This window comes from Pseudoalteromonas sp. Angola-7 (assembly GCF_028599255.1).
Taxonomy (GTDB): Bacteria; Pseudomonadota; Gammaproteobacteria; order Enterobacterales; family Alteromonadaceae; genus Pseudoalteromonas; species Pseudoalteromonas atlantica.
The window spans coordinates 99895-116159 of sequence record NZ_JAQREL010000014.1; the positions used below are offsets into that span (position 1 = coordinate 99895).

Genomic DNA, 16265 nt, shown 5'->3' on the forward strand with positions numbered 1-16265 from the left:
CTTTGCTGTTATGTTAAATTAATAGCGAAAGGGAAACGCGTTGGCTTTGGCGCTAGACGGTGCAAGAGAAGCATGCCACTATTGTTGTGCCTGTAAAAACATCGGCGCAAAAATAATCCGGTTTTGTATTTCAGTCAATAAAAATTTACGTACAAAATAACTTTTTATAGGAGATAACGTGGAGGCCGTATTTAAAACCCAACGTTTATTATTGCGCTATGCAAATGAGCACGATGCCGCCATGTTACTTACTTTGGTGAATCAGCCAAATTTTATAAAATATATTGGCGATAAAGCCATTTATACGCACAGCGATGCCAAGCGTTACATTGAGCAATCGTTTAGGGCAGCCCATAAACACCAAGGGTTTGGCCCTTATATTATTACTTTACACAATGGTGAAGTAGTAGGAGTTGTGGGTTTTTATAAACGCGACGTACTGCAACTGCCAGATTTAGGTTTTGCCTTGTTAACCCGTTATGAGAAAAACGGTTATATTTTTGAAGCGGCCAAAGCGCTATTACAAAATAGGCACGCACTTGGGATAAAACAGGTCAGTGCTATCTGCGCAGCCAATAACACCGCATCTCAGTGTGTATTATTAAAGTTAGGTTTTAATAGGGTAGGCAAGGCGGTTATTAATAATGATAAAACCGCCGTAACTATATATGGTTATTAAAGTCGCGCTTGCTCTATGGCTTTTGCTACGCTTAGGTTTATGTTTTGCCAAGTTTGCTCAAGGGTAGCCACTAAGCCATCGTAACCGTCATCTTCTATTGGAACTACATGCGAAAAATTATGCACACTAATTAGGCGGCGGCCGGTTTCTGGGTGGGTGTAATATAAGCGCCACAGGCCAGAAATATCAGCGTTGCCTTGCATATCACCATTAAAGTGGTGCACTTCATATTCAAGCTCGTAAAACGTTTGCTGATCAAGCTCGGTAATTACCGGTAAGCCCTTAATAACCATCCAATTAGGCATTGCATTAAAAAGGGTTTGTTGCGCTGTAGCGGTGAGCATCACATCGGGCGATTCACCCCATAGGTTGTAATTTGCCGCATGAATTTGGTTGCTATCAATTTTCATTGCTATGCCCAAATTATTTAATGCGCCTCTAAGGGCCACGGTTTGCACTCTTAATTGGGCATCAGTTTCTTTTACATGGCGTGATGATGAAGCAATGGGTTGTTCAAACTGATAATACTGCGTTGCGGTTTGAATTGACGCACTGCACCCTGCAAGGGTAATTAACACGGTTATGGCTAAAAATAAGTGTTTCATTATTGCTTCCTTGGTTGTGGATCAGCAGGGAGTGCTTTATCAAAAATAAACATATTAGGTTGTTCGTTTAAACCCCGTGTAAGCGGCTGAATTTCTTCACTTAAGCGTTTAAATTCAAGCAAGGTTTGCTGTAATTGATGATGAAACTCAGAGCCGGCCTGATAACTTGCCATGGTTTTATCAAATTGACGCATGGTCACTTCAAACTGCTCCATACTTTTGGTCATTTTATCAAAGTTACGGTTAAAGTCGCCGGGTAAGTTTTGGGTATCTTTTTGGCTTAATAACGCACGCATTTCGTTAGCAAGCGCTTGGTAGTCGCTAAATGTAGCCTGCATTTGAGCTAGGCTGTCTTCAATTTTTAAATCGTTTACCTTGTTAAGCACATCCGAGACCTGATCGGCAAGCACCGTAATGCCGCTAGAAATACTCGGAAATACATCATATTGGGCAAGTTTTGCTAAATGCGCTTTTGGTGCGTCGGGGTATATATCAAAATCTACATACACTGCGCCAGTTAAAAGGTTGCCGGGTTTTAAAGAAGCGCGCATACCATTTTTTATCCAGCCGGTTAGGCTACTTTGCCAAAACTCTTTGGCCGCTGCGCTATCGTGATATAAACGGCCATACTCAATTTTAATCAGTACCGGCACCGCCGTATTATGGTTTTTAAAATGTGCAGGTTTGCCATTAACAATAACGTTAGCGGGGGCTTCTACCACGGTACCAATTCGGGTGCCGCGATATTCCACAGGCGCGCCGGGTCTTAGGCCACGTATAGATTGTTCAAAATCAATAATGTAGTAATCAAAGTCGTAAAAGCGCTCTTCTAGTGCTTCTTTGTAGCTTTGGCTTAGCGAAAAGTTGTGGCCGTCTTGGGCTAAGTCACCTGGGGCTTGTTGCTCTGGTAAGCCAACCGAAATACCGCCTTTGAGGAGTTTACTTAATGAGCCGGTACTTATATTAATACCATCGGCCGACAAATCTATTTCAATGCCGGCATTAACCCAAAATATAGAGTTTAATGTTATGAGGTTTTGATACGGTTCGTTAATAAAAATACCGTACTTCATTGCTTGGTTTTTCCAGTCAAAAGTAGCGGTTTCTATTTGGCCTATTTTATAGTTTTTAAAAAATATCCCAGTGCTTACCTCCAGTACTTCAGCGTTGTAGCTGAGTAACTGAAAACGCCCACCTTTTACATCTTTACCAATAAGGGCCGGCTCGTCTTGTAATACAAAACGCTCTTTTAGTTTTTTACTCTCCCCCGGTGAAAACTCTAAATAAACACCCGACAAAAGCGTACTCATACCACTAATGCCAGTTTCGTCTATACGGGGTTTAACAACCCAAATTTTAGCATCGTCGGTGAGGAGCTCATTATAGTTTTTGTCTATTTGTGCGCGGGCAATAACGCTATCTTGAGAGTCAGAAAGGCGTATAGCATCAATTTGACCAATTTTAACACTGCGCACTTTTATTTCTGTTTTACCTGCAATAATGCCCTCTGCGTGGGGCATTTTTATATAAATAGTAGGGCCTACATTTGCTTGGTATTGATACAACATCCATATACCAACTAATAAGGCTATCAGTGGAATAATCCAAATAGCAGAAATTTTTGGTTTTGTTGTTACATTAGCCGTTTCGGTCATGCTTTATTCTCTGAATGTTTGTTTTTTGGTGTATCCCACAACAAGCGCGGATCAAACGCATGTGCAGCCATCATTTGGCATATTACCATAACAGTAAAAAATACAATGCCTAGCCCTGGGGTAATTGACATTAAGTTGCCTAGTTGCACTAAGGCAACGAGTATAGCAACAACAAATACATCGATCATTGACCATTTGCCAATAAATTCAGTAAGTTGATAAATTTTAGTATAGCCTTTTGTGTGCTTGTTAGCAGGTTTTGCCACCATAAAGCATAAAAAGCTAAGCACAAAGGCTTTGGCCAGTGGCACCACTACGCTGGCCAAAAATATAATGGCAGCAATGGGGTAGGAACCACTTTTCCAAAGTGTTAGTACGCCGCCAATTAAGGTTGACGGTGACACATCACCCAGGCTGGTGGTGTGCATTATTGGTAATAGATTTGCAGGTATGTAACACAGCACAGAGGTCACTAACCAAGCCGTTGCTTTTTGAACACTGTTGGGGTTTCTTACATGGGTTTTAGTGTGACAACGCGGGCAAACATTACTTTTACACAGCTGATGGCATACGTGGCAAGCTTTAATGTTTTGATCAATAGCGCGTTTGGCATGTGCTGCGTCTTCAAGTGTTGTTGCTGGTTTAATATGTGCCCATAAGCGCGGCTTATTTAAATGGGCAAGCGCCGCAATATACATAATAACAAAGCCAATATATGCCCAAAAGCTGGTGCCAAAACTAATGTCGGCAAGCGACATAATTTTAACCATGCTTACTAACACGCCAATTAAAAATATCTCAGACATGATCCACGGCTCAAGGGCCAAGGTAAACTTGAGCAATCGCCTAGCGATGGCCTCAGGCAAGGATTGCAAAAGCCCAAGATGCATTGGAATAAGAATGATCAGTAAGCTCATTGGCAGCGCAATAATGCTTAAATCAATAAATAAGCCAAGTAACTCACTGTCGTAATTAAATAAAATTCGGGCAGCATCGGGCAGGGTGATGGTTTGCGTTATGCCGCTGCTACTAAATGAAATAAATGGGTAAAACATGCTGCTTAATAGCATTAGTAATGAGCCAATACTTAGCGCAACTACTTTACTGTCGTTGTTTACATCGCCTTCGCACAACTTATGGTGACAATGCGGGCACACTGCCATTTGCTTATCGGCTATTGCGGGTATATCAATTATTAGGTCGCAGCACGGGCAAATTGTTTGCAAGTTATAACCATCAAAGAAGAATGTTTACGCAATTTTGCTATATTTAAGTTATTAATACAACGCGATTCATCATTAAGCGCAATAACAATATGTTAAGGATAGATGTGAGGCTGTTATTACTTTGCTTTATTAGCTGTTTTTTTATGAGCCCGCCAGTGTCTGCCGCTTGGCAAAAACAGCCAATTGTGATTGCTGCCAGTGCGACTATTCCTCCCTATGTAATAGAAAAAAAAGATACGGGTATACAACTTAATATAATTAAAGCGGCACTTATTGAGCAGGGCTTAGACAATATTGTGGTTATTTACATGTCTAACAAGCGCGCCGAGCAGCAACTGCATAGCGGTAATGTGGATATACTGCTTAATTACGCAGGAAAGCGCGGCGCAGGTATTTACCCTAGTCAGCCTGTATTGAGTTACAAAAATGTGGCGGTATCACTTAAAAAGCGCAACTTTACTATTGAGACGATAAATGAACTAAACAATAAAAGTGTATTAGGATTTCAAAATGCAACAGCTTATTTACCACCCCCATTTGCAAAAGGGGTTGCTCAGTTTGCAAGTTATGAAGAAGTAGTCAATCAGCGTGCGCAAGTCGATAGGCTAATGAAAGACTGGGTGGATGTAATTATTCTCGATGAGCGCATATTTCATTACTATAACAATGACTATGCGCACTCATTACCCGTTAATATTCACCCAATTTTTCCAAAAGCCCCACGCCCTGCTTATTTTAACAACGCAGTGCTGCAAAAAACATTTGATAAAGGCCTGCTATCTATAAAAGCAAAGGGAAAATATCAACAAATAATGAGTGGTAACCACTAAGCTCATTAGTAAGCTAAGCGGTACTTAATCAAACAAAGCAACGGTTTGACGTGTCAAAGCAATTAGCTCCCCCGATTGCGACCAAATACAGCCATCTTCTAAGCCATAACCCCCTTTAGCATGATGTGTAATTGCTTCAAAGCCTAACCATTCACCGGGTGTAAGCGTTGGCTCTTGCACAAATTCTAAATACCACGACATGCTACTTGCAGGAGCTGGCTGTTTAAACATTTGTAATAATGTAGGAGGCCATGCATCGGTAAGGGCTATTATATGTGCTTCGGTAATTGCCTCTGGGGTATGTTTAAAGCGCATCCAGCCGCCTAAATGCGAGGTCTGTGCAGCGCTAAAAGGCATAGCGCCTTGCTGCGGACATAAATCAACATGCTGAAAAAACTCAGGCATTTGCCCTTCAATAAACGGCAATGTATGACGTGCATCCACAGGCTTTAATCTCATTTCTTTACTAACCGGTACATTAACACCCGATTGCCTATCAATAGCAAAGCACGCTTGGACAATAACGCACACTTGTTCACTCTGAATCACTTTAGCTAATACCTGAGTACTGCTTTTACCTTGGCGTAAAATTTCAACTGACAAAGAAAAAGGCGTGTCGGCAAGCAGCGGCCCAACAAAATTAGTGCTCAAAGACAGTAATCGTCTACTTGGGTCAATGTGTTTTCTGATTGCTTGATAAAGTAGTGCAGCAGAAAGGCCACCAAAAGCGGTTCTACCTTGGCACCAATTAGCAGGAAACTCCATTGTATTGCTGTTATTGGCAAGCGAAGCGGAAGAAGAGTTTGAAATAGCAGAGGCTTGTTTTAATAAGTCATCAAAATGCATCGTTAATATCCTTGAAATTATCATTATCAGACATATATAGCACATAACAACTGGTCAGACTAGTTGTGTTGAATAGGTGTATTTGGCGTAAAAAACATCAAACCCTACTTTTATTAAGGTTTTTTGTTAAATAAATTACAAAAAATGAATTTTTTTTCATTTTTACAGTTGAATTAACTTTGTGGCATCCCTATTTACTAGTCATCGAACGTATTAACGAATTTGAAGTTGGAGAAGATTCATGGGTAAAATTATTGGAATCGATTTAGGTACTACAAACTCTTGTGTTGCAGTACTTGATGGTGATAAAGCACGTGTTATTGAAAATGCGGAAGGCGATCGCACAACCCCGTCTATTATTGCTTACACGCAAGACGGTGAGACTCTAGTAGGTCAACCTGCTAAGCGTCAAGCGGTTACTAACCCAACTAACACGTTATTTGCAATTAAGCGTTTAATTGGTCGTCGTTTTGAAGACGAAGAAGTACAACGCGATATCGGTATTATGCCGTTCAAAATCATCAAAGCTGATAACGGCGATGCATGGGTTGAAGCGGGCGGTGAAAAACGCGCTGCACCACAAATTTCTGCAGAAGTACTTAAAAAAATGAAGAAAACAGCAGAAGACTTCTTAGGTGAAGAAGTAACTGAAGCTGTAATCACAGTACCTGCATACTTTAACGATTCACAACGTCAAGCAACAAAAGATGCTGGTCGTATTGCGGGTCTTGAAGTTAAACGTATCATCAATGAGCCAACAGCTGCTGCCCTTGCTTACGGCATGGACAAAAACAAAGGTGAAAATGTTGTTGCAGTATACGACTTAGGTGGTGGTACTTTCGATTTATCAATCATTGAAATTGATGAAGTTGAAGGCGAGCACACATTTGAAGTACTTGCTACAAACGGTGACACTCACTTAGGTGGTGAAGATTTCGATAACCGCGTAATCAACTACTTAGTAGCTGAGTTCAAGAAAGACCAAGGTATCGATTTACAAAACGATCCGCTTGCTATGCAACGTGTTAAAGAAGCGGCTGAAAAAGCGAAAATCGAACTATCATCTGCACAATCTACAGAAGTTAACCTTCCGTACGTAACTGCCGATGCATCAGGTCCTAAGCACATGAACGTTAAACTAACGCGTGCTAAACTTGAGTCATTAGTTGAAGACTTAGTAACTAAGTCAATTGAGCCACTTAAACGTGCTCTAGCGGATGCTGATTTATCTGTAAATGATATTAACGATATCATTTTAGTAGGTGGTCAAACACGTATGCCACTAGTACAAAAAACAGTTGCTGAGTTCTTTGGTAAAGAGCCACGTAAAGATGTTAACCCTGATGAAGCTGTAGCAGTAGGCGCGGCAATTCAAGGTGGTGTATTAGCAGGTGACGTTAAAGACGTACTATTACTAGACGTGTCTCCATTATCGCTAGGTATTGAGACAATGGGCTCAGTAATGACCGCGCTAATTGAGAAAAATACAACGATTCCTACTAAGAAATCGCAAACTTTTTCTACAGCAGAAGATAACCAATCTGCCGTTACGATTCACGTACTACAAGGTGAGCGTAAGCGTGCTAGCGACAACAAATCTCTAGGTCAATTTAACCTAGAAGGTATTCGTCCAGCACAACGTGGTACTCCACAAATCGAAGTAACTTTCGATGTAGATGCGGATGGTATCTTACATGTATCAGCGAAAGATAAAGATACAGGTAAAGAGCAAAAAATCACGATTCAAGCGTCTTCAGGTTTAAGCGATGAAGAAGTAGAAAAAATGGTTCGTGATGCAGAAGCTAACGCTGAAGAAGATAAAAAGTTTGAAGAGCTAGTAGCAACTCGTAACCAAGCTGATGCAATGGTACACGGTACTCGCAAGCAAATTGAAGAAGCTGGCGATGCGCTACCAAGCGAAGACAAAGATGCAATTGAAGCAGCTGTTGTTGACCTTGAAGCTGCTATTAAGAGCGATGACAAAGCAGAAATTGAAGCTAAAACGCAAGCACTTGCTGAAAAGTCTCAAAAGCTAATGGAAATCGCTCAAGCTAAAGCGCAACAAGGTGGCGAAGATGCAGGCGAGCAACCACAACAGTCTGCCAAGCAAGACGACGATGTAGTTGATGCTGAGTTTGAAGAAGTAAAAGACGACAAGTAATTGTCAGCTAAGCTTCTAACTAGCCTAAACAACATGATTTGCTCAAGTTTTTAGGGTAGGATGAACTTTTGAGGCGCGCAGGCTACAGCTTGTCGCGCCTTTTGTATGTATTTAAGGTTTAAAATTTTCATGATAAATCGATGTGATTTATCGGTTTATCCCGCAGCCTAGCTGCAAATAGAAAAGAGTAGTGTGATAGATATGTCAAAACGCGATTATTACGAAGTTCTCGGCGTAAGCAAAGATGCAAGCGAGAGAGACATAAAAAAAGCGTATAAACGCTTAGCGATGAAATATCACCCAGATCGTACCGCCGGTGATAAAGATCTCGAAACTAAATTTAAAGAAGTAAAAGAAGCTTACGAGATTTTAACCGACGATCAAAAACGTCAAATGTATGACCAATACGGCCATGCTGCCTTTGAACAAGGCGGTGGCGGCGGTCACGGTGGCTTTGGCGGTGGTGGTCAAGGCGATTTTGGTGATATTTTTGGTGATGTGTTCGGTGACATTTTTGGTGGCGGTGGTGGCCGTCGTCAATCGCGTCAACAACGTGGATCAGATTTACGTTACAACATGGACCTAAGCTTAGAAGAAGCGGTCCGTGGTAAAGAAGTAGAAATAAAAGTACCTACATGGGTTAGCTGTAAGCCATGTGATGGCAGTGGTGCAAAGGCGGGCTCTAAGCCTAAAACATGTACTACGTGTCATGGTGCTGGCCAAGTACAAATGCGCCAAGGTTTCTTTGCTGTTCAACAAACGTGTCCAACGTGTCAGGGGCAAGGTCAGATTATTTCAGACCCATGTGATAAGTGTCACGGACAAGGGCGCGTTGAGAAAACGAAAACGTTGTCAGTTAAAATTCCAGCAGGCGTAGATACAGGCGATCGTATTCGTTTAACCGGTGAAGGCGAAGCGGGTATGCACGGAGCGCCAGCTGGCGATTTATACGTGCAAGTATCTGTACGCGAACACCCAATTTTTGTACGCGATGCGAATAACTTGTACTGCGAAGTGCCAATTAGCTTTACTACCGCAGGTTTAGGTGGCGAAATTGAAGTGCCTACGCTTGATGGCCGTGCAAAACTTAAAATACCGTCTGAAACACAAACGGGCAAAATGTTCCGTATGCGTGGCAAAGGTGTTAAATCGGTTCGTAGTGGTGCTCAAGGTGACTTAATTTGTAAAGTAGTGATTGAAACGCCAGTTAACTTAAACGAGCGTCAACGCGAGTTACTTAAAGAGTTAGACGAGAGCATGGGCAAAGATAGCTCAAAAAACCGTCCTAAAGAGCAAGGCTTTTTTGACGGCGTTAAAAAGTTTTTTGACGATTTAACTAAGTAATTAGTTATCGTAAAAACTAAAAAAAACGGTGCTTGATGCACCGTTTTTTTTGGCTCAAATTCATGTGATTTAACCATTTTACTGGGCACGACTTAGCAATATTATAAAGTGCGTATACTCAATCGATTAATTCACTGAGCTATTTTGTTGCCTTAGGCAATTGACCCACATTGCTTTACCCTTTGTACCTATACCCTCGTCAATAAAAGGCTTTTTACGTATCTGCTATTAAGTTACTCTTCAAAATGATTAACCCTTATTGTAGATTAATAATGCGCTTAAAATGATGTGGCTAAATTGTATGACCCCGGCAATAGAATTACTGAAAAAACAAAATGTGCCTCACGATGTACTCAGTTATCAACACGATGCTAATACAACGCGTTATGGCCAAGAAGCCGTTGAAAAATTAAACCTTAACAGTGAGCAGGTATTTAAAACCCTCGTGCTTGAAACCAATGAAGGGCAGTTAATTGTTGCCATTACACCGGTATCCCAGCAAGTAAATTTAAAGCAATTGGCCAAACTGAGTCACGCTAAAAAGGTCGCAATGGCAAGCGCGCCAAAGGTACAAGCCGCTACAGGGTATATCTTGGGAGGGGTTAGCCCGCTTGGGCAAAAAAAGCGCCTAACCACTTTTATTCATTCAAGCGCTATGGCCTTTAAAACAGTGTATGTAAGTGCAGGTAAGCGAGGGCTTGAGGTAGCGCTTTCGCCAACCGATTTAAAGGCACAAACGCGTGCCACCTATGGCGATTTTTAAAAGCCTCCACAAAAACCAACGCGCCCTATACCATATATTTTAAAGGCGATAATTTGCTGCTTAGGGTATTTTTAACTACAGTCAAAATACCCTTGTACACTATGCATTATGGCAGTATGTATGAATTTTACTGATGTTAATTTTTTTGCCGTGCTTGTGGCGGCGCTTTCCTCTTTTATGCTTGGCGGTATTTGGTATTCAAACGCTTTTTTTAAAAATGCCTGGTTAGAGTGTACAGGCCTTACGGAGCTTGATTTACAAACAGCAAAACCTGCGTTAATTTTTGGCGGCAGTATGGTACTTGCACTTTTGTCGGCGGTGGTGCTTTCATTATTTTTAGGTAAAGAGGCCGGAATGGGAGAGGGCGCCTTTACAGGTTTTGCCATCGGTTTGTTTTGGGTAGGTAGCTCGCTGGGGCTCAGTTACATTTATGAGCAGCGGCCAATCAAGTTATTTATAATTAATGCAGGGTATTACACATTACAATTTACATTAATGGGTTTTATTATAGGTGTATGGCCCTAAGTACGCTAGATAAGGCGCCACCTTTAAGCTAAGCGCTAAAATACAATAAAGATAATTATGAAAATATTAGTCGTTGATGATATGCCACTTATGCGCCACGTATTAATTAATATGTTAAGGCAGCTTGATTACAAAAATGTTGTGGAGGCAACTGACGGCCAACAGGCGTTAAAAATACTGCGTCAGCAAAAGTTTGATTTAGTAATAACCGACCTACATATGCCTAAAGTAGACGGTGTAAACTTGCTTGATAATATACGCCACGACCAAGCCTTAGTCGATTTACCTGTTATTATGGTCACTTGCGAAGATAACGCTGATACAGTAAAACAAGTTATTAAAGCAAAAGTGTCGGGGTTTATTATTAAACCATTTAATATGAATGTGTTATCAGCGCAATTAAACCGTTTGTTTTTTAGAGATTAGCGAAACGCTTTTATGGTGTTTTATATCGTACCTATTATTTAATCCCCTGCGTTTTCTCCACCGCTTATTAGGCTAGATTCTGTAACGTTTTTATTTATTAACTGCTAAAATGCCTGCTTTGTATCAATGTAGGTATGTTAAGGAGTGTATGGCTAAGCCAAATAAAAAAGGGCCGACTAAAACTGTCGATATTTTTTGCTCTGCTTGCAAAGCGGCGCTGTTTAAATATAGAAAAGGTGGCAAAGGCGCTTTAGTAAAGTGTTTTATAGAGCGAATAACCCAAGATTACACAACTACACCGTGTATTTGCCCCCAATGCGAGCGCCCATTTGCGCGCTCAGCAATCATACGCGGTACGCCAGCTTATAAAATAATTGGCGGTAAGGTTACCTTTAAATAACCCAATACGTTTAAAAATGTAATAACTACAAAAACTTAGATTTGCTGCTTAGTAAGGCGGACAATTGACCTTGTACCAATAAACAAGCCTGATATACTCGCCCGGTTTTGCTGTTTCAATGATTGAAAAACACCCTCCCCAAGGATAGGGCCAGTTAGTTGGGTTTTTTAAGCAAAGGATAAACGTGTGATAGCACTGTTATTTGATATTGTAGGTATGGCGGGTACTTTCTTAGTTGTTGGTGCATTCTTTTTATTACAACTTAATAAAGCATCCCCAACGGGGTTATTGTACAACATAATGAATTTAACAGGGGCAATTTTGCTGTTAATCAGTTTGTGTTACAACTTTAACCTTGCAAGCTTTGTAATTGAGATTTTCTGGATTGCAGCTTCACTGATCGGCTTATACAAGTACGCTAAAAATAAGCCTCAATTAGCCACTAACTCTTAATTTTAGTACCGCTAATGATGTTTACTGTTGCGAGTCAGTACAGACTTGCAGCAGTTTATAAATAAATTAAGATTTATTGTATTTGTTAACACAAAGTTTCTGTTGTTAGCGCCCATAACCCGTTAAACTAGCGCCCTTAAATTTTATAGCTATTTTGTTGTGAGCTAGGGCATGTTCTCCTTTTCTAAAAAACTTCTTTTATCTTTTGTTGTACTGATAGTGCTATTGTCGGTCGTGTTTTGCTATGGCCGAACTCATTATTATAATCAGGCCGAGCAAAAAGCAGCCCAGCAAGCAACTCAGTTAAAGCATTATATTGATGCTGAGCTTGCGCGTTTTTCAAAAATTCCTCAGCTTCTTACCTATAACAATGAGGTTATTGATTTTTTAGGTGCGGCGCAAAATAACGAAAAAAAGATTAATAACTACTTAGCTGATATACAACAAGCCAGTGGTGCCTCAGATATTTATATTCTTGATGAACAAGGCGCTGTGATTGCAAGCAGTAACTGGCAGGCCGATCATAACTTTTTAGGCAGCGATCTGTCGTTTAGACCGTATTTTAAGCGCGCATTTGCAGGGGAGAAAGTAGCGTATTTTGCCGTAGGTATGCGTACAAAAGAGCGTGGCATCTATTTTTCACAAGCCATTTATAACAATAATCAAGCGGTAGGGGTTGTTGTTTTAAAAGTTAATGTGAACAAATTTGAAAGTGACCGTGAGCTTTTAAATACCGCCAAGGGCAGCCACTTTTACGTGCAGCTAGAAGATAGCGTGATTGCTATTTCAGATATGGAAAATTGGCGCCTGAATACGTTTTCTACGCTTGATATTACTCATCGGCGAGACATCGCTCAGCGTCGAGCGTATTTAGATTATCAACCTAAGCTGATTGCCCATTCAAATTACACATCACAAAGGTTACTGTTTAGCACAATTGATGAGCATAACTATTTATCGGTAGAGCAAAAATTACGTTTTTTGAACGCATCGGTTACCGTATTAGTAAATGTATCTAATGCAAATATTGCCCAATTACCGGCGTTATTTGGCTTTGTGGTAATTTATGCGCTTATTATTGCCCTAGGGTATGTTGTTTTAAGGCGCTTTGTTGGCGTTAAAAAGCTGGTTTATTCCCATCACAGTGTCAGTCAGGAAATTAGTGCACGTACCAATGCTTTTAAAGCACAGCAAGATGCGCTTGTACAATCAACTAAGCTTGCAACAATTGGCCAGCTTAGCATGGGCTTTAACCACGAAATTAATCACCCGCTTAATACCATTAATACTTACTTAGCCAGTGCTAAACGCTTGCTAGCTAAAGGAAAGTTTGAAGCCCTAAACGAAAATTTACAGTTTATTGAATCCTTAGTAGCAAGAGTGCATAAGATAGTTGCACAGCTAAATTATTTTTCTGATTCTGCAAAAGCGATTATTAGCGAAGTGCCATTAAGTGAATCAGTAGCCAAGGCACTTGAGATTAATAAAAACCAGCTAAAGCAGGACAATATAAGTGTTTTACCGCCTAAAATTGACAGCCAATTAAACGTGTTAGCAGATAAAGCGGCCCTTGAAGAAGTGTTAGTTAACTTAATATCGAATGCCAGCCAAGCAATGCAAGGGTGTATTACTCGCGAGCTGAGTATCAGTGCCAATTATCTAAATAATAGTGTGCAACTGTGTATTGAAGATACCGGTCCAGGCATAGAAGTGCACGATATAGAGACTATTTTTGAGCCTTTTTACAGTACTAAATCGGTTGATGGGCTAGGGCTTGGGTTGTGTATTTCTAAGCAAATTATTAGCGCGCTTAATGGCACGCTAAGCGCACAGAACCGCGAGCAAGGCGGCGCTAAATTTATTATTACGCTTCCTTGTGAGCCGCTAACGAGCTAAATAAAAGTAATTTAAGGGCTAAATTATTGAGCGAGTAGTGGTTAATTGTGGCTATTTGTTCCTACAAAAACGGTAATTTTTAGATAGTTAGTGTTATTGCTCGAAAATCAGAACGGCGTTATAGTCGTAGCAAAATGATACACGAGTAGCACCTTTTGGATACTGATAGCACACACACACCGTCACTCAGCGATACGTTTAATGAGCTGCAAAATAGCTTTTTAGCCCAGTCGTACCTCCCGATAGATAAGCGTATCGTATTATTAAAAACGCTGCACAAACGAATTGTTAGCAATGAACAAGCGCTTATCGATGCAGCATCAAAAGACTTTGGCTACAGAACCGCGTTCGATACGTTACTTGGCGATATTCTGCCAACGGTTCAGGGTTTAGCGCACATAATTAAAAAACTGCCAAAATGGGCAAAACCCAGTAAGCGCTCAACTAGCTTGAGTTTGTGGCCATCAAAAGTGAGTGTGACTTACCAGCCACTTGGTGTAGTTGGTGTGATTGCACCATGGAATTACCCCATACAATTGGCATTAGTGCCTGTTATTACCGCCATTGCTGCAGGTAATAGAGTTATGCTTAAGCTCAGCGAATTTACCCCGCATACTAATGCAGTCATCGAAAAAATATTTGCAGACGAGCTACAAGCGCACTGTAAAGTGGTGTTAGGGGCAAGCGATGTAGCGAGTGAGTTTTCTGCACTGCCATTTGCACATCTGCTGTTTACTGGCTCAACGTCAGTGGGCAAGCTGGTTATGAAAGCGGCCAGCGAAAATTTAACTCCTGTTACCTTGGAGCTTGGTGGTAAGTCGCCGGTGATCATTACTGAGCAAGCTAATATTAAAAAAGCAGCGCAAACATTATTGTTTGGTAAAATGGCTAATGCGGGGCAAATTTGTGTAGCCCCAGATTATGTATTTGTGCCTAAGGCCCTTGAGCATCAGCTGGTGCAGCAATTGTGCGAGCTTTATAAAAAGCACTTTAAAGACGGGGTTGAAGGCAAAAACTTAACGTCAATTATTAGCGATGCGCATTACACTCGTTTAGAAGGGTATTTAACACAAGCACAGCAGTTAGGTGCGCAAGTAATTAAGCCGCTAGATCAAAACCAGCAAGACAAACAAAAGCATAGAATGGGTTTGCATATTGTTACCGCGCCTAGCGATGATATGACGCTAATGCAAGATGAGTTATTTGGCCCCATTTTGCCTATTAAAACCTACGAAAAGCTCGATGAGGCAATTAGCTACATAAAAGCGCATAATCACCCTTTAGCGCTATATATTTTAGGCCAAGATAAGCACGCTCAAGATTACATCATGGAGCAAACATTAAGTGGTACAGTTGCTGTAAACGATGCCTTAGTGCAGGTGACAGCAGACGATGTGCCATTTGGTGGCGTTGGGCATTCAGGAATGGGGCATTATCATGGTAAAGAGGGGTTTTTAACCTTTAGTCATGCAAAAAACACCTTGGTGTCTAGCTCGTTTAACCCGCGTACCGCGCTTTTACTCAAACAGAGCAACCTTATTATTAAGCTGCTTAAATTTTTATATATTAAGTAAATTGGTATAAAAAAGGGCAAATGCGAGATGCATTTGCCCTTGTTAAACACTTAGGTTTTGCTAGGCGCAAATTAAAATAAGCGACCTTCACCGGCGTACGTGCCTGCGAGTATTTTTTCGTAGATTTTGTCGGCTTTTTCTTTTGCTTCTTCTATTTCTTTAGGTAGCATTTTACGCTCATCTAGCTTGCGGCTATGGCTTGCTTGCATGTTGCCGTTGTATTCTGCAATGGTGTTCCACACATACGACTTCTCTAAGTCTTTTGGCATGCCTAGGCCTTCAAAATACATGAGCGCAAGATTAAATTGCGCCAGTGAGTAGTTATTAGCAGCGGCTTTTTCGTACCACGTTCTGGCTTGTTTATAATCGCGCGTTACGCCCTCGCCATTTGCATACATAACACCTAAATTAAATTGTGCGGCGGGGAGGTTTTTTTTCGCTGCTTTTTCAAATAACGTAACCGCCATTTGCTTATCAAGCTTTACGCCTTTGCCTTCATCGTATAAAACCGCTAGCGCAAACATTGAGTCAGCGTGATTTTTTTTAACGCCTTCTTTATAAAGCTCTGCCGCTTTAAAGTAGTCGCGTGTAACACCATAGCCGCCCTCGTAAAGCTTACCTAGTTCGTAAATACCAGGGGCAAAGCCTTTATCAGCTAAATATTCAAATTCTTTTAGTGCCGTCGCAAACTCGCCTTCGTTGGCAGCTCTTATACCGTCTTCAAGAGTTGCATGTGCAAATGGGCTTGAAAGCAAAACGCCAGTGAGTATTAATGCTTTTAAATTAAACTGTGACATAGCCATGTCTCCAATAGGTAATAGTTGCAATGTGTATGTATAAAAACCTGTTTTATTGCAACACTTTGTACTTACTATTTAATAG

Annotated in this window: 16 protein-coding genes; 11 read left to right on the forward strand and 5 right to left on the reverse strand. The window is 40.9% G+C overall.

From position 1 onward, the window contains the following. Positions 1-178: 178 nt before the first annotated feature. The gene (locus PSH50_RS16770) at positions 179-679 is read left to right on the forward strand and encodes a GNAT family N-acetyltransferase (RefSeq protein ID WP_273586296.1); all 501 of its coding nucleotides are present in this window, start codon (positions 179-181) and stop codon (positions 677-679) included. Here the strand turns inward: PSH50_RS16770 and PSH50_RS16775 are convergent. Genes PSH50_RS16775 through PSH50_RS16785 form a run of 3 tightly spaced genes read right to left on the reverse strand, consistent with a single transcriptional unit; the run spans position 676 to position 4102 of the window. Next, on the reverse strand, positions 676-1284 hold the full coding sequence (locus PSH50_RS16775) for a membrane integrity-associated transporter subunit PqiC (RefSeq protein ID WP_024031907.1): 609 nt from the start codon (positions 1282-1284) through the stop codon (positions 676-678). The two genes, PSH50_RS16770 and PSH50_RS16775, sit on opposite strands and share 4 nt — an antisense overlap. After that, on the reverse strand, positions 1284-2939 hold the full coding sequence (gene pqiB / locus PSH50_RS16780) for an intermembrane transport protein PqiB (protein WP_029771939.1): 1656 nt from the start codon (positions 2937-2939) through the stop codon (positions 1284-1286). The genes PSH50_RS16775 and pqiB overlap by 1 nt, the downstream gene beginning before the upstream one ends. After that, positions 2936-4102, reverse strand: a complete 1167-nt coding sequence (locus tag PSH50_RS16785; RefSeq protein WP_273586432.1) for a paraquat-inducible protein A — start codon at positions 4100-4102, stop codon at positions 2936-2938. Before PSH50_RS16785 ends, pqiB begins: the two co-directional genes overlap by 4 nt. A 206-nt stretch (positions 4103-4308) precedes the next feature. Between PSH50_RS16785 and PSH50_RS16790 the strand changes: the two genes are divergently transcribed. Then, positions 4309-4995, forward strand: a complete 687-nt coding sequence (locus tag PSH50_RS16790; protein ID WP_273586297.1) for an ABC transporter substrate-binding protein — start codon at positions 4309-4311, stop codon at positions 4993-4995. 24 nt (positions 4996-5019) lie between these two features. On the opposite strand, the gene PSH50_RS16795 is transcribed toward PSH50_RS16790, so the two are convergent. Continuing rightward, positions 5020-5841: a thioesterase family protein gene (locus tag PSH50_RS16795; RefSeq protein WP_004588723.1), complete on the reverse strand. Its 822-nt coding sequence runs from the start codon at positions 5839-5841 to the stop codon at positions 5020-5022. A gap of 241 nt (positions 5842-6082) precedes the next feature. Here PSH50_RS16795 and dnaK point away from each other — a divergent pair, with 241 nt between their 5' ends. From dnaK to PSH50_RS16840, 9 genes are all read left to right on the forward strand, one after another. Next, on the forward strand, positions 6083-8002 hold the full coding sequence (gene dnaK / locus PSH50_RS16800; RefSeq protein WP_273586298.1) for a molecular chaperone DnaK: 1920 nt from the start codon (positions 6083-6085) through the stop codon (positions 8000-8002). 201 nt (positions 8003-8203) lie between these two features. Next, on the forward strand, positions 8204-9346 hold the full coding sequence (dnaJ, locus tag PSH50_RS16805) for a molecular chaperone DnaJ (RefSeq protein WP_024031901.1): 1143 nt from the start codon (positions 8204-8206) through the stop codon (positions 9344-9346). A 301-nt stretch (positions 9347-9647) separates the two neighbouring features. Then, complete coding sequence (gene ybaK, locus PSH50_RS16810; protein ID WP_248443890.1) at positions 9648-10109, forward strand: Cys-tRNA(Pro) deacylase; 462 nt, start codon at positions 9648-9650, stop codon at positions 10107-10109. A 120-nt stretch (positions 10110-10229) separates the two neighbouring features. Beyond that, the gene (locus tag PSH50_RS16815) at positions 10230-10634 is read left to right on the forward strand and encodes a DUF1761 domain-containing protein (RefSeq protein ID WP_004588719.1); all 405 of its coding nucleotides are present in this window, start codon (positions 10230-10232) and stop codon (positions 10632-10634) included. 57 nt (positions 10635-10691) lie between these two features. Further along, positions 10692-11060 carry a response regulator gene (locus tag PSH50_RS16820; RefSeq protein WP_024031358.1) on the forward strand — a complete coding sequence of 123 codons (369 nt, stop codon included), beginning with the start codon at positions 10692-10694 and terminating at the stop codon, positions 11058-11060. 148 nt (positions 11061-11208) lie between these two features. Beyond that, positions 11209-11460, forward strand: coding sequence for a hypothetical protein (locus PSH50_RS16825; RefSeq protein WP_054981853.1), 252 nt, complete (start codon positions 11209-11211; stop codon positions 11458-11460). Between the two features lie 186 nt (positions 11461-11646). Further along, positions 11647-11913, forward strand: a complete 267-nt coding sequence (locus tag PSH50_RS16830; protein ID WP_004588716.1) for a hypothetical protein — start codon at positions 11647-11649, stop codon at positions 11911-11913. Positions 11914-12084: 171 nt separating this feature from the next. Next, on the forward strand, positions 12085-13809 hold the full coding sequence (locus PSH50_RS16835; protein ID WP_138579083.1) for an ATP-binding protein: 1725 nt from the start codon (positions 12085-12087) through the stop codon (positions 13807-13809). 155 nt (positions 13810-13964) lie between these two features. Beyond that, on the forward strand, positions 13965-15383 hold the full coding sequence (locus PSH50_RS16840; protein ID WP_055253983.1) for a coniferyl aldehyde dehydrogenase: 1419 nt from the start codon (positions 13965-13967) through the stop codon (positions 15381-15383). 71 nt (positions 15384-15454) lie between these two features. Here the strand turns inward: PSH50_RS16840 and PSH50_RS16845 are convergent, their stop codons facing one another. Further along, the gene (locus tag PSH50_RS16845) at positions 15455-16180 is read right to left on the reverse strand and encodes a tetratricopeptide repeat protein (protein ID WP_024032214.1); all 726 of its coding nucleotides are present in this window, start codon (positions 16178-16180) and stop codon (positions 15455-15457) included. Positions 16181-16265 lie beyond the last annotated feature (85 nt).